The organism is Thioalkalivibrio sp. ALJ16 (genome assembly GCF_000377345.1).
Classification (GTDB): domain Bacteria; phylum Pseudomonadota; class Gammaproteobacteria; order Ectothiorhodospirales; family Ectothiorhodospiraceae; genus Thioalkalivibrio.
This window is the reverse complement of record NZ_KB898044.1, coordinates 71,234-93,085: the sequence shown is the minus strand read 5'-3', so window position 1 is coordinate 93,085 and position 21,852 is coordinate 71,234. Positions and strand designations below refer to the sequence as shown.

The 21,852-nt window shown below is 67.4% G+C and carries 27 protein-coding genes; 10 read left to right on the top strand and 17 right to left on the bottom strand.

The window, feature by feature from the left end:
* Nucleotides 1-120: 120 nt before the first annotated feature.
* From D000_RS0108655 to D000_RS0108630, 6 genes are all read left to right on the top strand, one after another.
* On the top strand, nucleotides 121-1,188 hold the full coding sequence (locus D000_RS0108655) for a pilus assembly protein PilM (protein ID WP_018873139.1): 1,068 nt from the start codon (nucleotides 121-123) through the stop codon (nucleotides 1,186-1,188).
* On the top strand, nucleotides 1,185-1,748 hold the full coding sequence (locus D000_RS0108650) for a PilN domain-containing protein (protein ID WP_018873138.1): 564 nt from the start codon (nucleotides 1,185-1,187) through the stop codon (nucleotides 1,746-1,748). The genes D000_RS0108655 and D000_RS0108650 overlap by 4 nt, the downstream gene beginning before the upstream one ends.
* A complete protein-coding gene (locus D000_RS0108645) occupies nucleotides 1,748-2,329 on the top strand; it encodes a type 4a pilus biogenesis protein PilO (RefSeq protein WP_018873137.1) in 582 nt (193 codons plus the stop codon). The genes D000_RS0108650 and D000_RS0108645 overlap by 1 nt, the downstream gene beginning before the upstream one ends.
* A gap of 14 nt (nucleotides 2,330-2,343) precedes the next feature.
* Complete coding sequence (locus D000_RS0108640; RefSeq protein ID WP_369772923.1) at nucleotides 2,344-2,871, top strand: pilus assembly protein PilP; 528 nt, start codon at nucleotides 2,344-2,346, stop codon at nucleotides 2,869-2,871.
* A gap of 19 nt (nucleotides 2,872-2,890) precedes the next feature.
* Nucleotides 2,891-5,020, top strand: a complete 2,130-nt coding sequence (pilQ, locus tag D000_RS0108635) for a type IV pilus secretin PilQ (protein WP_018873135.1) — start codon at nucleotides 2,891-2,893, stop codon at nucleotides 5,018-5,020.
* Nucleotides 5,021-5,124: 104 nt separating this feature from the next.
* Nucleotides 5,125-5,667, top strand: a complete 543-nt coding sequence (locus D000_RS0108630; protein ID WP_018873134.1) for a shikimate kinase — start codon at nucleotides 5,125-5,127, stop codon at nucleotides 5,665-5,667.
* A 184-nt stretch (nucleotides 5,668-5,851) separates the two neighbouring features.
* Here the strand turns inward: D000_RS0108630 and D000_RS0108625 are convergent, their stop codons facing one another.
* Entirely contained in the window at nucleotides 5,852-6,289 is a 438-nt protein-coding gene (locus D000_RS0108625) for a nuclear transport factor 2 family protein (protein ID WP_018873133.1), read from the bottom strand.
* The gene (locus D000_RS0108620) at nucleotides 6,289-6,699 is read right to left on the bottom strand and encodes a nuclear transport factor 2 family protein (protein WP_018873132.1); all 411 of its coding nucleotides are present in this window, start codon (nucleotides 6,697-6,699) and stop codon (nucleotides 6,289-6,291) included. Before D000_RS0108620 ends, D000_RS0108625 begins: the two co-directional genes overlap by 1 nt.
* 166 nt (nucleotides 6,700-6,865) lie before the next feature.
* Here D000_RS0108620 and D000_RS0108615 point away from each other — a divergent pair, with 166 nt between their 5' ends.
* Nucleotides 6,866-7,735, top strand: coding sequence for a PfkB family carbohydrate kinase (locus tag D000_RS0108615; protein ID WP_018873131.1), 870 nt, complete (start codon nucleotides 6,866-6,868; stop codon nucleotides 7,733-7,735).
* Between the two features lie 53 nt (nucleotides 7,736-7,788).
* Here D000_RS0108615 and D000_RS0108610 read toward each other — a convergent pair whose 3' ends face one another.
* From D000_RS0108610 to D000_RS0108540, 15 genes are all read right to left on the bottom strand, one after another.
* A complete protein-coding gene (locus D000_RS0108610) occupies nucleotides 7,789-8,058 on the bottom strand; it encodes an HPr family phosphocarrier protein (RefSeq protein WP_018873130.1) in 270 nt (89 codons plus the stop codon).
* Entirely contained in the window at nucleotides 8,030-8,455 is a 426-nt protein-coding gene (locus D000_RS0108605; protein WP_018873129.1) for a PTS sugar transporter subunit IIA, read from the bottom strand. The genes D000_RS0108610 and D000_RS0108605 overlap by 29 nt, the downstream gene beginning before the upstream one ends.
* A 51-nt stretch (nucleotides 8,456-8,506) precedes the next feature.
* The gene (gene rapZ / locus D000_RS0108600; protein ID WP_018873128.1) at nucleotides 8,507-9,379 is read right to left on the bottom strand and encodes an RNase adapter RapZ; all 873 of its coding nucleotides are present in this window, start codon (nucleotides 9,377-9,379) and stop codon (nucleotides 8,507-8,509) included.
* Nucleotides 9,380-9,386: 7 nt separating this feature from the next.
* A complete protein-coding gene (gene hprK / locus D000_RS0108595; protein ID WP_018873127.1) occupies nucleotides 9,387-10,418 on the bottom strand; it encodes an HPr(Ser) kinase/phosphatase in 1,032 nt (343 codons plus the stop codon).
* 69 nt (nucleotides 10,419-10,487) lie between these two features.
* Nucleotides 10,488-10,955 (bottom strand): PTS sugar transporter subunit IIA, encoded by a 468-nt coding sequence (locus tag D000_RS0108590; RefSeq protein WP_018873126.1) that lies wholly within the window; start codon nucleotides 10,953-10,955, stop codon nucleotides 10,488-10,490.
* 3 nt (nucleotides 10,956-10,958) lie between these two features.
* Nucleotides 10,959-11,297, bottom strand: coding sequence for a ribosome hibernation-promoting factor, HPF/YfiA family (hpf, locus tag D000_RS0108585; RefSeq protein ID WP_018873125.1), 339 nt, complete (start codon nucleotides 11,295-11,297; stop codon nucleotides 10,959-10,961).
* Between the two features lie 16 nt (nucleotides 11,298-11,313).
* Nucleotides 11,314-12,795, bottom strand: coding sequence for an RNA polymerase factor sigma-54 (locus tag D000_RS0108580; RefSeq protein WP_018873124.1), 1,482 nt, complete (start codon nucleotides 12,793-12,795; stop codon nucleotides 11,314-11,316).
* A gap of 88 nt (nucleotides 12,796-12,883) precedes the next feature.
* Nucleotides 12,884-13,648: an LPS export ABC transporter ATP-binding protein gene (gene lptB, locus D000_RS0108575; RefSeq protein WP_018873123.1), complete on the bottom strand. Its 765-nt coding sequence runs from the start codon at nucleotides 13,646-13,648 to the stop codon at nucleotides 12,884-12,886.
* Nucleotides 13,645-14,139, bottom strand: coding sequence for a lipopolysaccharide transport periplasmic protein LptA (lptA, locus tag D000_RS0108570; protein ID WP_018873122.1), 495 nt, complete (start codon nucleotides 14,137-14,139; stop codon nucleotides 13,645-13,647). Before lptA ends, lptB begins: the two co-directional genes overlap by 4 nt.
* Nucleotides 14,140-14,158: 19 nt before the next feature.
* Nucleotides 14,159-14,758 (bottom strand): LPS export ABC transporter periplasmic protein LptC, encoded by a 600-nt coding sequence (gene lptC / locus D000_RS0108565; protein WP_051074952.1) that lies wholly within the window; start codon nucleotides 14,756-14,758, stop codon nucleotides 14,159-14,161.
* Nucleotides 14,755-15,294, bottom strand: a complete 540-nt coding sequence (locus D000_RS0108560) for an HAD family hydrolase (RefSeq protein WP_018873120.1) — start codon at nucleotides 15,292-15,294, stop codon at nucleotides 14,755-14,757. The genes lptC and D000_RS0108560 overlap by 4 nt, the downstream gene beginning before the upstream one ends.
* Entirely contained in the window at nucleotides 15,294-16,271 is a 978-nt protein-coding gene (locus D000_RS0108555; RefSeq protein WP_018873119.1) for a KpsF/GutQ family sugar-phosphate isomerase, read from the bottom strand. The genes D000_RS0108560 and D000_RS0108555 overlap by 1 nt, the downstream gene beginning before the upstream one ends.
* Nucleotides 16,268-17,242 (bottom strand): calcium/sodium antiporter, encoded by a 975-nt coding sequence (locus D000_RS0108550; protein ID WP_018873118.1) that lies wholly within the window; start codon nucleotides 17,240-17,242, stop codon nucleotides 16,268-16,270. Before D000_RS0108550 ends, D000_RS0108555 begins: the two co-directional genes overlap by 4 nt.
* Before the next feature lie 57 nt (nucleotides 17,243-17,299).
* On the bottom strand, nucleotides 17,300-18,232 hold the full coding sequence (locus D000_RS0108545) for an NAD-dependent epimerase/dehydratase family protein (RefSeq protein ID WP_018873117.1): 933 nt from the start codon (nucleotides 18,230-18,232) through the stop codon (nucleotides 17,300-17,302).
* A 4-nt stretch (nucleotides 18,233-18,236) separates the two neighbouring features.
* On the bottom strand, nucleotides 18,237-19,334 hold the full coding sequence (locus D000_RS0108540) for an LLM class flavin-dependent oxidoreductase (RefSeq protein ID WP_018873116.1): 1,098 nt from the start codon (nucleotides 19,332-19,334) through the stop codon (nucleotides 18,237-18,239).
* A gap of 74 nt (nucleotides 19,335-19,408) precedes the next feature.
* Here D000_RS0108540 and D000_RS0108535 point away from each other — a divergent pair, with 74 nt between their 5' ends.
* The 3 genes from D000_RS0108535 (at nucleotide 19,409) to mlaE (ending at nucleotide 21,825) form a co-directional block, all read left to right on the top strand.
* Nucleotides 19,409-20,068 carry a hypothetical protein gene (locus D000_RS0108535; protein ID WP_026279869.1) on the top strand — a complete coding sequence of 220 codons (660 nt, stop codon included), beginning with the start codon at nucleotides 19,409-19,411 and terminating at the stop codon, nucleotides 20,066-20,068.
* Nucleotides 20,069-20,189: 121 nt separating this feature from the next.
* Nucleotides 20,190-21,050: an ABC transporter ATP-binding protein gene (locus D000_RS0108530; protein WP_018873114.1), complete on the top strand. Its 861-nt coding sequence runs from the start codon at nucleotides 20,190-20,192 to the stop codon at nucleotides 21,048-21,050.
* Nucleotides 21,043-21,825, top strand: a complete 783-nt coding sequence (gene mlaE / locus D000_RS0108525) for a lipid asymmetry maintenance ABC transporter permease subunit MlaE (protein ID WP_018873113.1) — start codon at nucleotides 21,043-21,045, stop codon at nucleotides 21,823-21,825. The genes D000_RS0108530 and mlaE overlap by 8 nt, the downstream gene beginning before the upstream one ends.
* The last annotated feature ends 27 nt before the right edge of the window (nucleotides 21,826-21,852 follow it).

The following is a 21,852-nucleotide window of genomic DNA, read 5'->3' as shown; positions in this document are numbered from 1 at the left end:
GATGAGAAGTCGCTTTCAATGCGACTTGCAACCTTGAAGTCGCGGTGTATATTGTGAACGAGCTAGCATACGTGATTGTAACGCTACCAGTTACTTGCGTCGGGGTATACAGGGGGATGTGTGCTGAGTCTCGGAAAATCCAAACAGGGGGTCCTGGGCGTGGACATCAGCTCGGCAGCCGTAAAGGTGCTGGAGCTGGCGCGACAGGGTAAGGGGTACCGGGTCGAGGCCTTTGCCGTCGAGCCACTGCCCGACGGTGTGATGGTCGACAAGGTCTGCCAGGACACCGAGGCCGTGGGCAATGCCCTCGCCCGGGCGGTCAAGCGCTCCGGCACCCGGCTGAAGCACTGCGCGATGGCGGTGCCATCGTCCGCGGTAATCACCAAGACCATCCAGATGTCGGCCGCGCTGGGCGATGCGGAACTCGAGGGCCAGGTCTTCGTGGAGGCGGATCAATACATCCCCTACACGCTCGAGGAGGTCAACCTGGACTTCCAGGTCCTCGGCAAGAATGAAAAGAACCCGCAGATGGTCGATGTCCTCGTGGTGGCCTCGCGCCGGGAGAATGTTGATTCCCGAGTGGCCATCGCCGAGGCCGCCAAGCTGACCCCGGAGCTGGTGGACGTGGAGGCCTACGCCATCGAGCACACCGCGGAACGGCTGATGGAGCAGATCCCGGACCGCGAGAGCAAGCCGATCGTCGCGGTGGTCGACGTCGGTTCCTCGGTGACCGCGGTGTATGTGGTCAGCCAGAGCGAAGGGGTGGTCTACACCCGCGAACAAAACTTCGGTGGGCGTATGCTTACCGAGGAGATCATGCGCCGCTACAGCATGAATTATCAGGAGGCCGGGTCCGCCAAGATGAGTGGCGATCTGCCGGCCGATTACGCCAGCTCCATCCTCGAGCCGTTCAAGCAGACCATGGTCGACCAGATCCAGCGCCTGCTGCAGTACTTCTACGTGACGCGCCCGCAGGACACCATCGACCACATCCTGCTCGGTGGTGGTTGCGCGGCCATCCCCGGCGTGGACGAATTGCTCGAACAGGCAGCCGGAACGCCGGTATCCATCGCCAACCCGTTCCGGGGCATGGCCCTCGCCAAGCGGGTCAACCAGGAACGCTTTGCCAATGATGCCCCGGCGCTGATGACGGCCTGTGGCCTGGCCCTGCGGGGGTACGCGTCATGATCAACATCAATCTGCTTCCCTGGCGCGAAAAGGCCCGCGAACAGCGGCGCAAGCAGTTTTTCACCGCCGTCGGGGGGGCTGCGGTGGTCGGGGTCCTGCTAGCCTTTGCCGGCTATAGCTTCATGGGCGCCTTGATCGATCATCAGCAGTCGCGCAACCAGATGCTTGAACGCGAGATCCGCGAGCTGGATCGCCAGATCGCGCGCATCCGCGATCTCGACGAACAGCGCTCAGCCCTGATTGCCCGCATGGAGGTCATCCAGACCCTGCAGGCGCGCCGCCCCGAGGCCGTGCATCTGTTCGACCAGCTGGTCGAGACCCTGCCGGACGGGACCTACCTGAGCGAGATCCGCCAGGAGGGCGAGAATGTCCGCCTGGTGGGGCGTTCCGAGTCGAACACGCGGATCTCTGCATTGATGCGGCAGATTGACGCCTCGCCGTGGCTGGGCAGCTCCAACCTGCAGATCATCGAGACCCGCGAGGAGGGTCGCCTCCAGGTGCGTGACTTCCGTCTGGATGCCACGCAGACCCGGCCGGATGCCGAAGAGGGGGATTCCTGATGGATCTCAAGGAACTCAACCAGATTGATTTCAACAACATCGGCGAGGCCTCCTGGGGCGTTAAGGGCCTGATCCTGGTCGTGATCGTCCTGCTCATCCTGGGCCTGTCCTACTACCTGTTCATTGGCGATCAGCGCACCGATCTGGAGCGTGCCGAGAACCGCGAGATGCAGCTACGGGACGAGTTCGAAGACAAGCAGCAGCGGGCGGCCAACCTCGGTGCCTACGAGGACCAGCTGGAAGAAATGGAGCGCATGTTTGCCTCGCTGCTCGAGCTGCTCCCGAGCAGCGCCGAGATCCCGAGCCTCCTGGTGGATATCTCCCAGACCGGTCTTCAGGCCGGCCTGGAGATCGAGCTGTTCGAGCCGCGTGGAGAGACTCGGCGCGACTTCTATGCCGAGGTGCCGATCCGGCTGCGCGTGCGCGGCGACTACGAGGAGCTCGCCGAGTTCGTCAGCGGGGTCTCGGCCTTGCCGCGCGTGGTCACCATGCACAACATGCATATCCGTCCCGGGGATGCCGACAGCGACCTGCTGATGGACGCCGTCGCTCGCACCTACCGTTACCTGGAGGAGAACTGATGAAGCATTCTTCCATGCGAACGGTATGGCCCGGACTGGCCGTGGCCCTGGTGGGCGGCATCCTGCTGACGGGCTGCACCCAGGACACGCGCGATCTGGAACAGTACATCGCCGAGGTCAACGAGCGGCCCGGCAGCGGGATCGAACCGATCCCGACGCTGGAGCCTCACGAGCCATATCTTTATCCGGGGCATACGCGGTCGCCTTTTGACTCCTCGGTCATCGCCCAGCCGGAACTGGCTGCGGCCGAAGGCCAGCCGGGTGACGCCGAGATCGATCGCGACCGCCCGCGGGAATTCCTGGAAGGCTTTCCGCTGGATTCGCTGCGGATGGTCGGTTCCCTGGAGCAGGCAGGGGTGCGCTTTGCCCTGATCCGGACTCCGGATCGTGGCATCCAGCGTGTGACCGAAGGGAACTACATGGGGCAGAACCACGGCGAGATCGTCGAGATCACGCCCACGCGGATTCGCCTCGTCGAGGTGGTCCCGGATGCGTTCGGCGGTCACGTGGAACGCGAGAATTCGGTGGCGCTGACCGACTAGCGGTTTGGGGGAGAAGAACATGATCACGAGCATTCGCCGCAAGATCGGCACAACCAACAGGGGATTCAACATGGGTTCTTCCATGCGCGCTTTTGCAGGCACCGTTGTGGCCGGCCTGCTGTTCATGGTGTCCCAGGGAGTGGGTGCCACCGAACTGGAAGAGATTCGGGCCGGTAGCCTGAGTGGTGACCGGGTGCAGGTGAACCTGCGCTTCTCGGACGCCCCGCCCGCGGACGTGCGCGCATTTGCGATCGATTCGCCACCCCGTATCGCACTGGACCTGCCGGAGGTTGGCAATGCCCTGCCGCAGCGTGAAACCGATCTGAACGTCGGCCCGATCCTGCGTGCCAGCACTGTCGAGGCGGGCAATCGCACCCGTGTGGTCCTGAGCCTGACCCAGGCTTCCGAATACACCACGCGGGTCGAGGGCAACAATCTGATCCTGACGCTGGGGCGTGGTGTCTCCGAGGCGGATGCCCAGGTTGACCAGGTGGTTGAGCGTGTGGGTGCTACCCCGGCCACAACGCGCAGCGCGCGTCCGATGGAGATCACCGGCATCGATTTCCGCCGGGGCGAGGAAGGCGAGGGCCGCGTGGAGGTCGATCTGTCCCGCTCCGGGGCCGAGATCAACGTCCGTGAACAGGCGGGCCGTATCGAGATGACCTTCCCGCGCGCGATGATCGACGAGCAGCTCGAGCGCCGCCTGGACGTCGTCGACTTCGCCACGCCGGTGCATACCATCGATACGGTTGCCGAACGCGACCGGGTCCGTATGGAGGTCGAGGCGCGTGGCGAGTACGAGATCCTTTCCTATCAGAGTGATCGCCAGTTCGTACTCGAGGTTGCGCCGATCTCCGAGGCCGAGCGCCGTGCCCGTGCCCAGGAAGAAGAGGAATACCAGGGCGAGCGCCTGTCGCTGAACTTCCAGGACATCGAGGTGCGGTCCGTACTGCAGCTGCTGGCCGATTTCACCGACCTGAATATCGTTGTCAGCGACACCGTGGGCGGCAACATCACCCTGCGCCTGAACAACGTCCCCTGGGATCAAGCGCTGGACATCATCCTGCAGGCCCGCGGCCTCGACAAGCGCATGCAGGGTAATGTGCTGTACGTCGCCCCGAGCCAGGAAATCGCCGCGCGCGAGCGCCAGGAAATGGAGGCGCAGCGCGACCGCCAGGAACTGGAGCCCCTGCGCACGGAGTTTGTGCAGATCAACTTCGCCCAGGCGGAACAGATCGCGTCCCTGATCCGCGGCGGTGACGGCGGTGAGTTCCTGTCCGAGCGCGGCAGTATCACCATCGACAGCCGGACCAACACCCTGCTGATCCAGGATACCCAGAGCCGCATCGAAGACGTGCGTCGTCTGGTCTCGACGCTGGACGTTCCGGTACAGCAGGTCCTGATCGAGACCCGGATCGTCATCGCCGAGGACACCTTCAACCGTGAACTGGGTGCCCGCTTCGGCATCAGTGCCACCCGCGGCGATCGCCGTACCCGGGCAGGTGCGTCCGGCTCGCTCGAAGGCGCCGATGGTGCTCGCGCCAGTTCGACGGGCGCCCTGGGCGGTCTTGCGATCGGCGACCGTCTGAACAGCTCGCTGCCGGCAGGAGGCAATGCCGGCCAGGCGGGCCTGAGCATCCTGCGCAGTGGTGTGCTGCTGGATCTCGAGCTCTCGGCCCTCCAGGTCGAGGGACGCGGCGAGATCATCTCAAGCCCGCGGGTCATTACGGCCAATGGCCAGACCGCCACGATCAAGCAGGGTGAAGAGATCCCGTTCCAGGAGGCGACCGCATCGGGTGCGACCTCGACCCAGTTCATCGAGGCCGTGCTTTCCACGGAGGTCACGCCGCAGATCACGCCGAATGGCAACGTGATCCTGGATATCAAGGTGACCAAGGACGAGCCCAGCCAGCGTGTGGTGCTGGGTGTGCCCGGGATCAACAAGCGCGAGGTGGAGACCCAGGTCTTTGTCGGCAACGGCGAGACCGTGGTGCTCGGCGGCGTCTACGAGATCGACAGCCGCACCAATCTGGAGAAGGTCCCGTTCTTCGGCGACATCCCGTTCCTCGGCAACCTGTTCCGCAATCGCTCCACGGAAAATACCAAGGCCGAACTGCTGATCTTCGTGACCCCGCGCGTGCTTGACTGAGTCCGCGTGATATCCCGGCTGCCGCAGGCACCGGGAGTTGATCCGAAAAGCCGGGGCCAGTCCCCGGCTTTTCTTTGTCGGGCCCAGCCAGTAGCCTTGCCCCCATGCAGAACATCGTACTGGTAGGCCCGATGGGGGCCGGCAAGAGCACAATCGGCCGCGGCCTGGCCGGCCTGCTGCGGCGCCCCTTCTTTGACACCGATCAGGAGATCCAGCGCCGGACCGGCGTGGATATCCCGACGATTTTCGAGTTCGAGGGCGAGGCGGGTTTTCGCAAGCGCGAGACGGCGATGCTGCAGTCCCTGTTGCAACAGGAGGGGGCGGTGATCGCCACGGGGGGCGGGATCGTGGAGCGCCCGGAGAACCGCGAGTTGCTGCGCGACCAATTCGTGATCTACCTGCGGGTCCCGGTGGAGGAGCAGTTCCGCCGCACCCGCCGCAACCGCAAACGCCCGCTACTGGCAGAGGCAGCCGATCCTCGGGCGCGGCTGCAGGAGCTGTTCGAGGCGCGCGATCCCCTCTACCGGGAGGTAGCGAGCCTGACGCTGGAGGGCAAGGGTCGACGGGTGCGTGACGCAGTCAAAGGGGTCTGCTCGGCCCTGCAGGTCCAGCGTCCTGACCTGTGCCAGCCCCGCTCCGGCGGCTAGCTTGCTCAACCTCCTGGGGAGACAGGACAAAAGCAGTCACAGGAAGTCTGGAAGAGCGGAAGAGTTATTTTGCCAGTGAAGCGCAAGCGCACCGGGCCCTGACCCAGCTTCCCGTCTTCCAGCCTTCCTGCGATCTGCTTTTGTCTTTCTGTGTGCGGTTCCCGCTGGGTTATCCAGTTCGTTGTCAGTGGCGGGTACTGCCGCCGCCATCGGGGACGAACATGCCGTCCTGGGAGGGCGGCGAGCGGCGCCCGTGCGAGGCGTGATGGAATTGCAGGCGCCAGCCCGCATCCTGGCGGCACCAGGTCTGGCTGATCAGGATGGTTCCGGTCGGTGCCACGTCTCCCGGCCGGGTGATGGCTTCTTCAATGACCAGGCCGAGGACCTCGGCGGTCTCCTGGCGCGCCACGACTCGCGGATCGATCCCGATGTTCAGCTCTCGCGCGAAGACCAGGAGCCAGCTCTCCATGACCTCGGCGACACCGCGGTGCGCCCGCGGGCTGCCCGGGTGGATGCAGACGATGTCGGGGCGCTCCGCCCACAGCGCCATCATCTGTTCGATGTCGGCGGCGCGGAAGGCCGCGTAATACGCCGCGAGGCAGCGGTCGCCATCCGCGGGCATCAGTGCATGCCTCCGACGGGGAATTCCGGGACCGGCTCCGGGTCCGGGCTCGCGTGGTGCAGGACCATGCGCCAGCTCTCCCCGTCGTGCCGGTAGCCGTTGGTCGCCAGCATCACGCCGCGGCGTTCGCCCTGTACGTAGAGATTCTCGCGCAGCACATGCAGGACCAGGTCTTGTCCCCCGATCACCGTGACCTGTGCGCGGTGTACGATTACGCCGCGCATGCCCGGCAGGATGTCTTCCCAGCTCTCGAGGATCACGTCCGTCCCCTGCAGGCGCTCACCGCCGGGATGGATGCACACGCACTCCGCGCTGTCGTGCCAGATCTCGCGCATGCCGTCGGCGTCTCCGGCCTGAAAGGCCTCGTAGAAGGCGGTTTCGACGGAATCGGGGGAGGGAAAGGTGGCCATGGGCAAAGCTGCGCTTGGGCGGAACGGGTATTGTCGCAGGCCCGGCCCGTGCTGACGAATGTGCCGGGCCTGTGGATGCAGTGATCATTCATCAGCGTGTCCACAGGAGCGTGACCTGGCGGGTCGGAACCGCCAGAATGGTGTGCCCCCACGCTCAGGAGTCGGCATGGCGCGTATTCTCGCCACTGGCATCGTCACGCTCGACCACACCCTCGATATCGCCGGCTACCCGCCGGAAGATGCCGAGATCCGGGCCCGGGCGAGCAGCACGCAACCGGGTGGCAACGCCACCAATACCGCCACCATTCTCGCGCAGTTCGGGCATCGGGCCGGACTGGCGGCGGTGATCGCGGAGGACGCATCCGGGAACGCCCTGGTCGATCGCCTGCAGGGGCTGGGGCTGGAACTGGATGCCTGCGTGCGGCACCCGGGCGCCACCCCGACCTCCCATATCCTGCGCTCGCAGGAAACCGGCAGCCGCACTATCGTCCATCACCGTGATCTGCCGGAGCTGTCAGCGACCGATCTGGCAGCCGTCCCGTGGCCCGAATACGACTGGCTGCACTTCGAGGGCCGCAACCCCCCGGAGCTGGCCAGGATCCTCGCCAGTGCACGAGCGGAGATTGTCGATCAGCCAATTTCTCTGGAGCTGGAGAAGCCGCGCGCGGGCCTCGACGCCTGTATGCGGTACGCCGACGTGATCATGCTCTCGCGTGCATGGGCCGCGACCATCGCGGACACCCCGGCATCCGCCGTGACCGCCCTCGCGGAGCGTTTTCCGGATCGCATCCTGACGGTGACTGCGGGCGCGGCCGGGGCCTGGCTGGTGGCGCGCGGGCAGCTGCATCACTGCCCGCCGACGCCCGGATTACGGGTGGTCGACAGTGTGGGGGCGGGCGATACCTTCAACGCCGGCCTGATCCATGCCCTGGTGTCCGGGGGGCCGCCGGAGCAGGCCTTGCGGAGCGCCGTGCGGCTGGCCGAGCGCAAGCTCGAGCAGACTGGACTCGCGGGATTGGGATCGGTGCCGGGGTAAAGCGGGCAGGGCGGGGCGGGTTCGTGCGGTGACCCGGAACCGGGCCGGGCGGCTCAGGCCTCTTCGCCGAAGCGGTCTCCGACCAGTTCGGTGAGGGCCTCGAGCGCCTCCTGCGCATCCGCGCCTTCGGTGGTGATGGTGACCTCGCTGCCCTGGGCGGCGGCCAGCATCATCACGCCCATGATGCTCTTGCCGTTCACTTCCTGCTGGTTCCGGGAGACGGTCACATCCGCGGCATACTGGCTGGCCAGTCCCACGAACTTGGCCGCCGCGCGAGCATGCATCCCCAGACGATTAACGATGGGGACTACGCGCTGCGGCATCGCTGCACTCCTGGTCGCAGAGAAGGATTCCGTCATGCCCGCCGGACAGGGCCTTGTTGACCAGTTCGGTCAGCGGGAGGTGCTGATAGTTGAGCACGCGGACCAGCATCGGCAGGTTGATCCCGGCGATCACGCGCGCGTTGGCGCCGCGAGCCACTCGGCTGGCAACATTGGAGGGGGTAGAGCCGAACATATCGGTCAGGATCAGCACTCCGGAGCCACTGTCCAGGGTCGTCAGGCGCTCGCGGGCGCGGGCCAGGACCTCGTCGGGGTCGTCGTTCTGGGACATCGCCATGGACTCGCAGTCATCGGGCAGGGCGCCAAGCATGCTGTGCGCGGTCTGCAAGAGGGTGTCGCCCAGATTTTGATGCGTGATCAGGATGAGACCAACGCCCATGGATCTGCTCCAATTGCGGGTTTCGTAGGGACTTGTGCCCGCATTCCGTGGTTACTGCTTGCCCAGCTCGCGGTGACGGGTGCTAACAGTAACATGTTCCCGGTCCCGCCACGCCCCCGCAAGGCGTTCGACCAGGTATACCGAACGGTGTCGGCCACCGGTGCAGCCGATCGAGACCGTTACGTAACTGCGATGGTCCTCCAGCAGACGAGGCAGCCACTGCGCGAGGAAACCCTGGATACTGTCGAACATTGCCGCGACCTCCGCATGTCCTTCGAGGAACTCGCAAACCGGCTGGTCGCGGCCGGTCAGGTCGGCCAGTTCGCGCTCGTAATAGGGGTTGGGCAGGCAGCGCACGTCGAAGACGAAGTCGGAATCCATCGGGGCGCCATGCTTGAAGCCGAAGGACTGGAACAGCAGGGACAGCTCGTGCTCGCCGCGCTCGCCCATGCGGTCGCGCAGGGTTCGCGCCAGGTCGTGCATCGAAAGGCGCGAGGTATCCACGGTCAGGTCGGCCTCGGCCGCCACATGCCCCAGCCACTCGCGTTCGCGATCGATGGCCTCCACCAGCGGAAGGCCATCCCGCGCCAGCGGATGGCGGCGTCGCGTGAGGTGATAGCGGCGCAGCAGGACGTCGCTGGCCGCCTGCAGGAACAGGACCTCCACCTGGAGCCCTTCCGCGCGCAGCACGCGCAACAGGTCGCCAAAGCCGCGCAGGGCCTCCAGGCCCGAGCGTACATCCACGCCCACGGCGAGGTGGCGATCGCCTTCGGTATCGTAGTGGCCGTGGCGGACCTGCTCGATCAGATCCCGCAGCAGGGGCAGCGGGAGGTTGTCCACGCAGAAGTAGCCGGCATCCTCGAGGGTATGCAGGGCGACGGTCTTGCCGGAGCCGGACAGGCCACTGACGATCAACAGACGCATCGGGCGTTCAGCCCTCCGGATCGGGGTTGGGGACGGTCGTGGTGGGTATCGCGCGATGGTAGGGTGGTTCTTCCGCCGCACCGCTCATCTGGCGTCGCTGACGCGCCCGCAGATCGTCGCCGGCGATGTAGCCTTGCATGTGCAACATGTGGTTGCGTACCGCGGCCTCGATCATCACCGCGATGTTGCGTCCGGGGGCAACCGGCAGGCTGATCAGCGGGATGCGCAGCCCGAGGATGGCGATCTCGCCGCGCCGGCCGTTCAGGCGATCGTCCGGCACCGGCGACGGCTCGCCATGATCGCGCAGGTCGATGATCAGGCGCAGGTACTTGCCGCCCTTGATCGCCGAATCGCCGTACATCGCGCGGATGTTGAGCACCCCCAGGCCGCGCACCTCGAGCAGGTCCTGAAGCAGGGCCGGGCAGTGTCCGCGCACGATATCCGGGGCGATACGCGCGAATTCCGGGGCATCGTCGGCGATCAGCCGATGCCCGCGCGAAACCAGTTCCAGGGCGACTTCGCTCTTGCCGACGCTGGAGGCCCCGCTGATCAGCACCCCGATCCCGAGGATCTCCATGAACACGCCATGGCGAACCTCGAAGTGCGCCAGCCGCTGCTGCAGGAAGTAGCGCAGCAGCGCGATGATCTCGTGGCTGCTGGTGCTGGAGCACAGGATCAGCGGCAGGGCCGCCTGCGGGGCGTCGGGCATCTCCGAGAACGGGCAGGTGTCCTCCGCGAAAATCACCGCGGTGGTACCAGTGCGGGACATCTCGAGAATCAGGTCGAGGCGTTGCTGCTGACCCAGGCTGTTGATGTAGCGGGCCTCGAAGTCCCCGATGACCTGGATACGATTGGGGCGGATCAGGTTGAGGTGGCCGGCCAGCGGCAGGTCGTCGCCGTCCTCGCCGACCAGCTTGCGATCGGGTGCAGTGCGTTCGCCATGCACGAAGCGCAGATCCAGACGACTGCCCATTGCCTGGATCAGGCTGTCCACGGTGATGTCGCGGGCGATCCCGCCTTCTCCCAGGGACTCGTTCATGGTTGTGCCGGTACGGTGTTTGCCGGGTCCGCGGGGCGGCGGGTTCGGCGGGGGGCGACGATCACGGGCTCAACCTGCGCTGAAGCCGCGGACGAGTTCCTGTTCCAGCGCCGTAACGTCCTCGGCCCGGCGCAGGGCGGCGATGGTGTCCGGCTGGGACAGGCCGCGGGCCAGTTGTGCCAGCAGCTCGAGGTGGTCGCCGGTGGCGTCCTCCGGCACGAGGAGCGCGATCAGGATATCCACGGGCTCGTGGTCCATGGCATCGAAATCGACCCCGCTTTCCAGACGCAGCACGGCGACGCGTGGCGCTCCCAGCCCCGCCAGGCGGCCATGGGGTATCGCAACCCCGTGGCCGAGTCCGGTGGAGCCCAGTTTTTCGCGGGCGGACAGGGCTTCGAAGATCGCACCGCTGCCCGGTTCTGCGGTGTCACCGCCGGTGGCGAGGAGCTCCGCAAGGGTTTCCAGCGCCCGCTTCTGGCTGGAGCATTCGGGCTCCAGGCGGATGCGTTCGGCGGTGATCAGCTCGGCAATCGACATGGATCAGGAGGCCTGCTCGCGGTTGCGCTGGGCGCCTTCGGCGCGGTGGTGATCCTTGATCTTTTCCTTGTGCTTGATCAGCTGGCGATCGACCTTGTCGATCAGCCCGTCAATCGCGGCGTACATGTCTTCGTGGGAGGCCTCGGCGTGGATGTGGTTGCCGCTGACCTGCAGATTCGCCTCGGCCTTGTTGTGCTGGGTCTGGTTCCTCTCGTGGGTCAGCACGACGTGCACGTCGATGACCTTGTCGAAGTGGCGTTCCAGCTTCGCGAACTTCTCGTTGACGTAGTCGCGCAGGGCATCGGTGAGGTCCACATGGTGGCCGGTCAGGTTGATCTGCATGGTCAAGGCTCCTTGGTTACTTGTGGCCGGTGGGCATGGAGGCCATCTGCCGGCGTTCGCTGGATGAAGGTATGTGCATGGCCTCGCGGTACTTGGCTACGGTGCGTCGTGCGACGTTGATGCCCCGATCCGCAAGGATCTGGGCGAGCCGGGCATCGCTCAGCGGCTTGGTCGGTGGTTCGTCGCCGATCAATTCGCGAATCATGGCACGGATGGCGGTGGCGGAACACTCGCCACCATCGTGAGTGCCGACGTGGCTGGAGAAGAAATACTTGAATTCGAACACCCCGCGCGGGGTATGCATGTACTTCTGTGTGGTCACGCGGGATATGGTCGACTCGTGCATTTCCAGGATCTCCGCGATGTCGCGCAGGATCAGTGGCTGCATCGCGACCTCGCCGTGTTCGAAGAAGCCCTGCTGGCGCTGGACGATGGCCTCGGCGACGCGCAGCAGGGTGTCGTTGCGGCTGTGCAGGCTCTTCAGGAACCAGCGTGCCTCCTGCAGCTGGTCGCGCATAAAGGCGCTGTCGCGGGCATCCGCAACCTGGCGGACCATGCCGGCGTAGAGATCGTTGATGCGGATGCGCGGGGCGATATCCGGGTTCAGTTCCACCCGCCAGCCGTCCTGGCTGTGGCGCACGTAGACATCGGGCACCACGTATTCCGAGGTGTTGGTGCTGATCTGGGCGCCCGGGCGCGGATTAAGGGTGCGGATCAGGTCCAGGGCGCGTGCGAGCTCGTTCGGGTCACGCACCCCGGACTGGCGCTGCAGGGCCTTGTAGTCGCGCTTGCCCAGGCTGTCCATGCCGTGTTTCAGGATCGCCCGGGCGGCCTCGCGGGCGGGGGCGTCCGGGGTCAGTTCGCGCAGCTGGATCTCCAGACACTCGCGCAGGTTGCGCGCGCCCACGCCCAGCGGGTCGCATTGCTGGATCCAGTGCAGGACCGCCTCGACCTCGTCCGCGCCGACGGGTTCTTCCTCGCCGCGGCTGATGGTCTCGGCCAGGGTCTCGAGGTCGCCTTCGAGATAGCCATCGGGGCTGATCGCGTCGATCAGGGCCGCGCCGATACGCTGGTCGCGTGGTGTCAGGTGGCTCAGATGCAGCTGCCACAGAAGGTGGTCCTGCAAGCCTTCGCCGTCGTCGTCGCTGGTGTTTTCCAGCGGGTCGCGGTCATCCACGCCCTTGGGGGCGGGCGGCGGTTCGTAGATGTCGTCCCAGCGGCTGTCGGTGGTCAGTTCCTCGGGGATTACGTCATCGCTGGTGGTGGTGGCCTCCATGCGGTCGCCTTCTACCACCTCGCCCTCCGCGTCCAGGCGCTCGGTCGCGGCCATGTCGTCCTCGTCCTCCACCTGTTCGAGCATGGGGTTGCTCTCCAGCGCCTGCTGGATCTCCGCCTGCAGTTCAAGGGTGGACAGCTGCAGCAGGCGGATGGCCTGTTGCAGCTGTGGGGTCATGGTGAGCGTCTGACCCAGCTGTAGATTGAGGCCGGGTTTCAGCATCGCGTATTGGGGCCCTGGGTGACCATGATTGGAATCCTAATGCCTGTCCCGGGTCTTGTGCAGTGGCGGGAGGGCGAACGGGCCGACATCACAGCCGGAAGTTCTCGCCGAGATAGACCCGGCGCACCTGGGGATCGGCCAGCAGCTCTTCCGGTGTCCCGGCGGCCAGCAGGCGTCCCTCGCTCAGAATATAGGCCCTGTGGCAGATGCCGAGGGTCTCGCGGACGTTGTGATCGGAAATCAGCACGCCGATCCCGCGGGCGGCGAGGTGGCCGATCACTGCCTGGATGTCGCCCACCGAGATCGGGTCCACGCCGGCGAAGGGCTCGTCCAGACAGATAAAGCGCGGGTCTCCGGCCAGGGCGCGGGCGATCTCCGCACGCCGGCGCTCGCCGCCGGACAGGGCGATCCCGGGGCTGTGACGTACGGTCTCCAGCTGGAACTCCTCGATCAGGGCATCGCCGATGCGGCGGCGCTCGTGACGGTCCAGTCCGGGCCGCAGCTCCAGCACCGCCTGCAGGTTGTCCCATACGCTCAGGCGCCGGAAGATCGAGGCCTCCTGCGGCAGGTAACCGAGACCGGCGCGGGCGCGCACATGTATGGGCGCGCGGGTGATGTCGTGCTCGCCCAGGGTGATGCGGCCGGCGTTGGGGCGGATCAGCCCGACCAGGCTGTAGAAGCAGGTGGTCTTGCCGGCACCGTTCGGGCCCAGCAGGCCGACCACCTCTCCGGGTGCCAGATCCACATCCACGCGGTCCAGCACGGTGCGCTGACCATAACGCTTGGTCAGTTCGCGCCCGGTCAGGCGGCCATCCGCGGGTGCGCTGGCGGGAGGAGCAGCCGTGGCGGTCATTCCTGGTCGCGGGGCTGGATGGTGATGCGCACGCGTTCGCCTTCCCCTTCGCCGCGTTCGGCCTCGATCACGTCGGTGTTGAGGTCATAGGTGATGCGCTTGCCGCGAGCCTCCTCGCTGGGGGTCACCACATGGGCCTGGTCGGTGAGGATCATGCGGTCCTCGTCCAGCAGGTAGTCGATGCGCAGGGCGGTGGCGATGCGCATGGCGCCGGTTTCCGGGTCCGGGGACTCCAGGCGCGCGGGCTCGCCGTGGGCCTCCATCTCGTAGGGCCGCCGGTCGCGGGTGCGCACGTAGACGGTATCCGCCTCCAGCGTCATGTCGCCGCGGATCACGATGACATCGCCGGTGTAAGTTCCGATCCCTCGGCGTTCGTCCATTTCCGCGCGATCCGCGGTGATCTCCACCGGCAGCGCCGTACCGGTGCTCTGCTGCGCCGCCACTGGCGCCGCGAGGAAGCCCAGCCACAGGCTGGCCGCCACGGCCATCATGGCAGGGCGTGTCCGGCGCCTAACGCGGGTCGACATCATGCGGGCGGTCCTCCTCGCTCGTCTCGCTGTAGAGCGAGTACACGTCATGGAACAGCTCTATGGTATCCGCTCGCGAGTCCACGCGCAGGCCGGTGCCGCGCTGGAACAGCCCGGGCTGGGTCAGGGTCGAGCGCGCCTCCGAGGTCGCGACCATGGTCTCGGTGGCGATGCGCACATCGCTGGAGTCGATCACGGTTTCCACCCGTTCACCGTGGGCCGGCTGCCGGCCGCGGGTCGGCCCGACGGTGTCGAGGGTCTGCGCGTCCGGCTGGTGCAGCGCGGCGGGCGCGGTCCAGTGCCACTGGATCGTGCCCTCGGCGTACAGATCCAGCTCGGGATCATCGATCCACTGCGGGCCGTCGCGCCCGAATTCGCGCAGGCGCGAACCGCGCAGGCGGTGGGTCGGCTCGCCGTCGGCGCCGGTGGCGTGCAGGGTGAAGCCGTCGATCTGCAGGGTCACCGTGTCCGCGGGCGGTTCGATACGGGCCACGGCTTCCTCCGTTTCCGCCTGCGCCGGGGCCGCGAGCACGGCCAGGGTGGTCAGCGCGGCGAGGACCGGGCGGCGCAATCCCCTGCTCATCCGTTCAGGTAGGTGTCGAGCAGCGCGTCCAGTTGGCCCTGCGCGGCCAGCAGGGCCTCGCAGGCCTCGCGCACGGCGCCGCGGCCGCCGCTGGCGGTGGTCACCCACTGCGCGTGCTGGCGCACCAGCGGATGGGCATCCGCTACCGCGATCCCCAGCCCGACACGCTGCATGGCCGGCAGGTCAACGATGTCGTCGCCCATGAAGGCGGCTGCGGCCGGGTCGTGGCCGGTGCGCTGCAGCAGTTCGTGCAGCGCCTCGCCCTTGTCCCGCCGGCCCTGGATCAGGTGTTCCACGCCGAGGTCACGCATGCGGTGTTCGACCACGCCGGAGGTGCGGCCGGTCAGGATGGCGATGTCGAGGCCGCCGTCCAGGGCCAGGCGGATACCGTGACCGTCGCGGCTGTTGAAGGCCTTGTACTGCTCGCCGCCATCACCCAGGAACAGGCTGCCGTCGGTGAGCACGCCGTCCACGTCCAGGATCAGCAGGCGCACGGCCTGCTGGCGGATGCGCAGGGTGGCCGCGTCGAGGTTCATCAGGCCACCCCCGCGCGCAGCAGATCGTGCATGTTGATGACGCCGACCAGGCGCTGGTCGCCGTCGGTGACGGGCAGGGCGTTGATGCGGCGGCTCTCCATGGTCTCGAGTGCCGTGACCGCCAGCCAGTCGGGCTGCGCGGTGTGGCCGCCGGTGGTCATGGCGGCGCCGATGGTCAGGCCATCCAGGCTGTGTCCGGCGTCCAGGGTGCGGCGCAGATCGCCATCGGTGAACACGCCCTGGATGCGGTCGTCGTCGCCCGTCACGATCACCAGCCCGAGCCCCTTGCGGGTGATCTCGAACAGGGCGTCCTTCAGTGCGGCGTCCGGTCCAATGCGCGGGATCGCGGTGCCGGTGTGCATGATGTCGGCGACGTGCACCAGCAGCCGGCGTCCGAGGCGGCCACCGGGGTGCGAGCGGGCAAAGTCGTTGGCGGTGAAGCCGCGCGCGTCCAGCACCGCGACGGCAAGGGCGTCGCCCATCGCCAGCGCGGCGGTCGTGCTTGAGGTGGGGGCGAGACCCAGCGGGCAGGCCTCGCGTTCGACGCTGACGTCCAGGTGCGCGGTGGCATCGGCGCCCAGGCGCGAGCCGGGGTTGCCGGTCATCGCGATCAGCGGCACGCCCAGGCGCCGGATCAGCGGCAGGATGGTCAGGATCTCGTCGGTCTCCCCGGAGTTCGACAGCGCGATGACTACGTCCTCGCGGGTGATCATCCCGAGGTCGCCGTGGCTGGCCTCCCCGGGGTGCACGAAGAACGCGGGGGTGCCGGTGGAGGCGAGGGTCGCGGCCAGCTTGCTGCCGATATGGCCGGACTTGCCCATGCCGGTCACGATCACGCGGCCCTTGCACTCGAGGATGTGGCGGCAGGCATCGAGGAAGCTGTCGTCGATACGCTGGGCGAGATTGCGCACGGCCTCGGCCTCGTCATTGAGGACGGCCAGTGCCAGGTTGCGGGTGGTTTCAGGGTTGAAGTTCATGCCGTTACTGTAATTCCCAAATAAACAAGGTAGCCCGCGAAGGCTGTGAGGAGAAGGGCGCCCTGCCAGCGCAGGATCTGCCCGCGCCGGCCCAGGGCGATCAGAAACAGGATCACCGTCAGCGCCAGCATCACCGGATAGTCGCGCGCCAGAACCTCGGCGTCGATTGCCAGCGGCGCGATCAGGGCCGGTACCGCCAGCACGGCCAGCAGGTTGAACAGGTTGGACCCGACCACGTTGCCGATGGCCAGTCCGGCCTCGCGGCGGAACGCGGCGACCACCGAGGTGGCGAGTTCGGGCAGGCTGGTGCCGACCGCGACGATGGTCAGGCCGATGACCAGGTCGCTGACCCCCAGCTGTCCGGCGATCTCCACCGCACCCCAGACCAGCATCTGGCTGCTGACCAGCAGAAGCAGCAGACCCAGGACCATCCAGGCCACCGCCGGTCCCGTTCGGGTCGTGTCCGGGATGGTCTCGACCATGCCGCGTACCACCTCCGGGGTGTCGTCTCCGGGCGGTGGTGCGCGCCGCGCGCTGATCGCCATCCAGGCGGTGAAGGCCACGAGCCCCGCCAGCAGGGCAGAGCCCTCCAGCCGTCCCAGCTCGCCATCGGCCAGCAATAGCAGTACGCCAAAGCTGGCCAGCAGCAGGATCGGCAGTTCGCGCCGGACCATGCCGCGCCCGATCGCCAGCGGTGTGACCAGTGCCGCAGCCCCCAGCACCAGGGCGATATTGGCGATATTCGAGCCGATCGCATTGCCGACCGCGAGGCCAGGATTGCCCTGCACGCTGGCGAGTACCGAGACCACGATCTCCGGGGACGAAGTGCCGAAGGCGACGATGGTCAGGCCGATGATCAGCGGGCTGACCCCGACACCGCGGGCAAAGGCGGACGCCCCGAACACGAAGCGGTCGGCGCTCCAGGTCAGCAGGATCAGGCCGACGATGACGGCGGCGATGGGTAGTGCCATGGGGCAGACGGGTCCCGGAACGGTCAGGTCGCGATTGTAGCGGATCGGGACACTGTTTCAGCGGCGCAGCCGCTCCAGGCATTCGGCGGTGGTGACCGCGGGCGTCCAGCCAAAGGCCGCGCGTGCCCGGCTGCAGTCCAGCACCAGGGGGCCATCCAGGCCGCGGACCCAGCCGGGGTCGCCGGCACCTGCGCTCAAACGCCACGCCAGGGGGTGCAGCCCGCGGATCAGCCCGAGCGGGACCGGGATGCCCCAGCGTCGCCCGTGGCGAGCCATTGCGCGCAGTGTCCAGGCCGGTTCTGCACCCAGATTGAAGACCCCCGCAGCCCGGGTGATCACGCTGCCCACGATGGCGGCGGCGGCATCTTCTTCCCACAGGATCTGCACCGGCTGTTCCGCCCCCGCGGGGTACAGCCGACCGCGGGCGATACGCTGCAGCAGCGGGTGGGCGTGCGGACCCACGATGGCGGGCGGGCGCAGGATGGTCACGCGGCATTCGGGGTGGTCGCGGCCGACGGCCAGCAGGGCCTGTTCCACCGCCACCTTGTCCTCGGCATAGGGGAAGCGGGGGCGCGTCGGGTGGTCCTCGGACAGTGGTTGCGGACTGTCCGGCCAGGGGCCATAGACGGCGGCGCTGGACAGGAACACCAGGTGTCGGACACCGGCGGCCACGGCGGTCCGGAAGACCCGTTCACTGACGGCGACGTTCTGTTCGCGTACCCAGGCGCGGTCATGCCGACGGCGTCCGCCGTGACCGCCCATCAGTTGAAAGGCGAGATGAATCAGGGTATCCGCCGCGTCCAGATCCGCGGCCTCGACCCGGCTCAGCTCGAGGACGCGGGCGCTGCAGTGAGCACTCGCGTCCGGGGCGGGCAGTGTCGGGGCGGTGCGGTCGAGGGCGTGGACTTCCCGGATTTCGGGTGTGCGCGCAAGGGCGGGCAGCAGCGCCTGCCCAAGGCGCCCCGCGGCGCCGGTCACGATGACGCGCATGGATCTAGGTGGCAACGCGGGCGGGCGCGATGACGGGGTCGGAGAAGGTCGGCATGACCTCCTCGGCAAAACACTGCATGGATTCCACGGCCAACTCGTGGGGTACGGCCCCGGCCCCGAAGGCCAGCAGGACCTGATCGACGCCAGCCGCGCGCAGCTTCTCGATGCGCTCGCGGCACTCGGCGGGCGTGCCGACCAGCGTCATGCCCAGCATGTCGAGGATCTTCAGGTTGATCCCGGCCTTGACCAGGTGGCGGAAACGGCCCAGCGAACGGTAATAGTCGTAGCCCTCGATCAGGCGCTCCAGCACCGGCAGGGTCTGCTGGAACATATGGCGATAGAACCATTCGAACGCGGGCTTGGCCTCGCGCCGTGCGCGCTTGCCGTCGGGCAGGCACAGCACCCCGAGGGTCATCCCGACGCGCGGCGGGTGGGCGATGTCGGTGCGCGATGTGTCCCAGGCTTCGTGGTACAGGCGGATGTCCTCGCGGATCATCTGCCACGGCTTGAACGGACCCGCCAGCGCCCCGATACCCTGCTCGGCGGCCCAGGTGAAGGACTCCGGACTGACCGCCGCGGTCCAGATCGGCGGGTGCGGGTCCTGCAGCGGGCGCGGCATCACCGGCACGTCGTCCAGATGATGGAACGGGCCGTCCTGGGTGATCCGGCCGGTGGCGAAGGCCTGGCGCAGCGCATCCAGTCCGGCGTCGACCCGCGCGCGGGACTCGCTCATTTCGGCGCCGAATGTGGCATATTCGCGCGGCGAAAAACCGCGCCCGATGCCCACGTCCAGGCGCCCGCCGGAGAGCTGGTCGAGCATGCCGACCCGCTGCGCGACCCGCAGTGGATGATGGTAGGGCAGGGGCACCACGCCCAGCCCCAGACGCAGCCGTTCGGTGCGCTGGCTGGCCGCGGCCAGGACCAGATCCGGCGCGGTGCTGTGGGAGAATTCCGGCATCAGGTGGTGTTCCACCAGCCAGGCGGTGCCGTAGCCGAGACGGTCGGCCTGTTCCCACAGGCGCAGGGTGTTCTCCAGCACCTCCGATTCGGAGGTCTGCAGGAAGTCCGGCACCGAGAGTTCATGGAACAGGTCAAAACGCATGGCGCCAACTGTGCCGCGCGCCCGGGCGCGATACAAGCGACCCGGACCGCGGTTGTGGGGACAACGGAGGACGCATGACCCAGGCAGCAACAATATCTTCCCGGTTGCAGGCAGCCGGTGTGGCCGCGCCCGGCGAAGACTGGTGGGAGGGGTTCTTCCCCGAGGACCTGCCGCAGGACTGGCAGCTGGAGTACTACACCCATTATCACAGTCGCCTGCTGTTGCCGGCTGCGGTCTGGACTTCGCCCGATCCGATATTCGGGGACTGGGCCGAGGCGGTGCCTTCGAAGCTGCGGCTGACCGTCGATTGGCCGCAGGATCTGGCGCCCGAGGCGGGTGCGGCGCAGGTGCAGGCGCTGGCTGATGCCGTGGGTGAGTGCCTGCAGGCGGTCGCGCCGGGGCCGATGGAGCCGGCGCAGGTGGTGGCGATCCGCGACGCGCTCGAGTGTGCCGGACTCGGACGCCTGATCGTGTACGGCGCGGGCGAGGCGCGATCGCTGGCACGCGCGGAGACGGCCTGGTTTCACGCGCCCATGGGCGCGGCGGGCGGCGGGGCGTGGCAGGTCACGCCGGAAAGCGGGCTGGATGCGCCCGGCTGGCGGGCGCTGGTCGAGGCCCTGATCGAGGCCTCGGGGCGCGCAGACGGAGCCGGCGAAACCCCGGTGTTTCTGCGGGCGCGGCCGGAGCGGCTGTCCGACTTTCGCACCATTGCCGCGTTGCTGGGGAACGGGTGATTCCGTGGTTTTCTCCGGCGCCGCGATCGGTCGCGCCCTGACGACCCGCTGTATGCCGCGCCCCGGCCCGGACACCTGCGGTCCGGAAGTTTGACGGGCCCACGGGCGGGCGCCAGACTCCATGGTCCCGAATTTTGAACGCCGAGGAGCGCGCGTGGCCGAGTCGCCCGTCGCAGACAGTCCGCACATTGTTATCGAGAACCTGTGTTTTCGGCGCGGGCGCAAGGTGATCTTCGACGACCTGTCGATGCGTATCCCGCGCGGTCAGGTGACGACCGTGATGGGCCCCAGCGGCAGCGGCAAGACGACCCTGCTGCGCCTGATCGGGGGACAGTTGCGCCCGGACCGGGGGCGCATCTGGGTCGATGGCCAGGAGGTGGCCAGGCTCTCCACCCGCCGCCTGTACGCGCTGCGCAAGCGCATGGGCATGCTGTTCCAGAGTGGCGCGCTGCTGACCGACCTGTCGGTGTTCGAGAATGTGGCCTTCCCGCTGCGCGAGCACACCGATCTGCCGGAAGACGTGCTGCAGACCCTGGTGCTGCTGAAGCTGGAGGCGGTGGGCCTGCGCGCCGCGCGGGATCTGGACCCGGCCTCGCTGTCCGGTGGCATGGCCCGGCGGGTGGCGCTGGCGCGCGCGATCGCTCTGGACCCGGATCTGATCATGTACGACGAGCCCTTCACCGGGCTGGACCCGATCACCATGGGGCAGATCGTGAGCCTGATCCGTCGGACCAACCAGAGCCTGGGATTGACCAGCGTGCTGGTGTCGCACGATGTTGCGGAGGCCATGGCCATCTCCGATCAGGTGGTGCTGATCGCGGGCGGACAGGTGGTGGACGCCGGGGCGCCGGACGAGCTGGAGGCACGCGCTTCCGACTGGAGCGCCCAGTTCCTGCAGGGCCGTCCGGATGGGCCGGTGCCGTTCCACTATCCCGGGTCCTCCTACCGCGACGACCTGCTGGGGCAGCGCCGCGATGATTGACGCGATTGCCTCCCTCGGCCGCAGTTCGCTGAACGCGCTGGAGGTGTTCGGCCGCGCGTTCGTGTTCCTGCTGCGGGTGCTGGCCAGCCTCGATGTGGTGCTGCGCCGGTTCGGGCTGACCGTGGTCCAGATTCACTCGGTGGGCGTGCGTTCGCTGCTGATTATCGTGGTCTCCGGCCTGTTCGTGGGGATGGTGCTGGGCTACCAGGGCTACATCACGCTGGTGAATTTCGGTGCGGCCGAGGCCCTGGGGGGTGTGGTGGCGCTGTCGCTGGTGCGCGAGCTCGGCCCGGTGGTGACCGCGCTGCTGTTCGCCGGGCGTGCCGGGTCCGCGCTGACCGCGGAGCTGGGCCTGATGAAGACCACCGAACAGCTGTCGGCGATGGAGATGATGGCGGTGAACCCGTACCGCCGGATCTTTGCCCCGCGCTTCGTTGCCGGGTTCGTGTCCATGCCGCTGCTGGCGGCGATCTTCAGCGCGGTGGGCGTGATGGGTGGCTATCTGGTCGGGGTGGGCCTGCTGGGGGTCGACAGCGGGGCCTATTTCTCGCAGATGCAGGCGGTGACTGACTGGAACGAGGATGTCCTCTCCGGCGTCATCAAGAGCATCGTGTTCGGTTTCGTCGTGACCTGGATCGCGGTGTTCCAGGGCTTCAATGCCCAGCCGACCTCGGAGGGCATCTCGCGCGCGACCACCCAGACCGTCGTGATCTCTTCGCTGGCGGTCCTGGGCCTCGACTTCATCCTGACCGGCCTGATGTTCGGTACGGGCTGATCCAACCGGTGCTTCCCCGGGGAAGCA

Excerpts from the sequence above, each read along its gene's own strand:
- lptB (WP_018873123.1), bottom strand. The coding sequence starts at position 13,648 with ATGACCGCCACGGCTGCTCCTCCCGCCAGCGCACCCGCGGATGGCCGC.
- D000_RS0108555 (WP_018873119.1), bottom strand. The coding sequence starts at position 16,271 with ATGAACTTCAACCCTGAAACCACCCGCAACCTGGCACTGGCCGTCCTC.
- rapZ (WP_018873128.1), bottom strand. The coding sequence starts at position 9,379 with ATGCGTCTGTTGATCGTCAGTGGCCTGTCCGGCTCCGGCAAGACCGTC.
- hpf (WP_018873125.1), bottom strand. The coding sequence starts at position 11,297 with ATGCAGATCAACCTGACCGGCCACCATGTGGACCTCACCGATGCCCTG.
- D000_RS0108645 (WP_018873137.1), top strand. The coding sequence starts at position 1,748 with ATGGATCTCAAGGAACTCAACCAGATTGATTTCAACAACATCGGCGAG.
- mlaE (WP_018873113.1), top strand. The coding sequence starts at position 21,043 with ATGATTGACGCGATTGCCTCCCTCGGCCGCAGTTCGCTGAACGCGCTG.
- D000_RS0108640 (WP_369772923.1), top strand. The coding sequence starts at position 2,344 with ATGCGAACGGTATGGCCCGGACTGGCCGTGGCCCTGGTGGGCGGCATC.
- D000_RS0108615 (WP_018873131.1), top strand. The coding sequence starts at position 6,866 with ATGGCGCGTATTCTCGCCACTGGCATCGTCACGCTCGACCACACCCTC.
- pilQ (WP_018873135.1), top strand. The coding sequence starts at position 2,891 with ATGATCACGAGCATTCGCCGCAAGATCGGCACAACCAACAGGGGATTC.
- D000_RS0108550 (WP_018873118.1), bottom strand. The coding sequence starts at position 17,242 with ATGGCACTACCCATCGCCGCCGTCATCGTCGGCCTGATCCTGCTGACC.
- D000_RS0108545 (WP_018873117.1), bottom strand. The coding sequence starts at position 18,232 with ATGCGCGTCATCGTGACCGGCGCCGCGGGGCGCCTTGGGCAGGCGCTG.
- D000_RS0108540 (WP_018873116.1), bottom strand. The coding sequence starts at position 19,334 with ATGCGTTTTGACCTGTTCCATGAACTCTCGGTGCCGGACTTCCTGCAG.
- lptC (WP_051074952.1), bottom strand. The coding sequence starts at position 14,758 with ATGAGCAGGGGATTGCGCCGCCCGGTCCTCGCCGCGCTGACCACCCTG.
- D000_RS0108580 (WP_018873124.1), bottom strand. The coding sequence starts at position 12,795 with ATGCTGAAACCCGGCCTCAATCTACAGCTGGGTCAGACGCTCACCATG.
- D000_RS0108650 (WP_018873138.1), top strand. The coding sequence starts at position 1,185 with ATGATCAACATCAATCTGCTTCCCTGGCGCGAAAAGGCCCGCGAACAG.
- lptA (WP_018873122.1), bottom strand. The coding sequence starts at position 14,139 with ATGATGGCCGTGGCGGCCAGCCTGTGGCTGGGCTTCCTCGCGGCGCCA.
- D000_RS0108535 (WP_026279869.1), top strand. The coding sequence starts at position 19,409 with ATGACCCAGGCAGCAACAATATCTTCCCGGTTGCAGGCAGCCGGTGTG.
- D000_RS0108560 (WP_018873120.1), bottom strand. The coding sequence starts at position 15,294 with ATGAACCTCGACGCGGCCACCCTGCGCATCCGCCAGCAGGCCGTGCGC.
- D000_RS0108605 (WP_018873129.1), bottom strand. The coding sequence starts at position 8,455 with ATGGGCGTTGGTCTCATCCTGATCACGCATCAAAATCTGGGCGACACC.
- D000_RS0108620 (WP_018873132.1), bottom strand. The coding sequence starts at position 6,699 with ATGGCCACCTTTCCCTCCCCCGATTCCGTCGAAACCGCCTTCTACGAG.
- D000_RS0108625 (WP_018873133.1), bottom strand. The coding sequence starts at position 6,289 with ATGCCCGCGGATGGCGACCGCTGCCTCGCGGCGTATTACGCGGCCTTC.
- D000_RS0108630 (WP_018873134.1), top strand. The coding sequence starts at position 5,125 with ATGCAGAACATCGTACTGGTAGGCCCGATGGGGGCCGGCAAGAGCACA.
- D000_RS0108610 (WP_018873130.1), bottom strand. The coding sequence starts at position 8,058 with ATGCCGCAGCGCGTAGTCCCCATCGTTAATCGTCTGGGGATGCATGCT.
- hprK (WP_018873127.1), bottom strand. The coding sequence starts at position 10,418 with ATGAACGAGTCCCTGGGAGAAGGCGGGATCGCCCGCGACATCACCGTG.
- D000_RS0108530 (WP_018873114.1), top strand. The coding sequence starts at position 20,190 with ATGGTCCCGAATTTTGAACGCCGAGGAGCGCGCGTGGCCGAGTCGCCC.
- D000_RS0108590 (WP_018873126.1), bottom strand. The coding sequence starts at position 10,955 with ATGTCGATTGCCGAGCTGATCACCGCCGAACGCATCCGCCTGGAGCCC.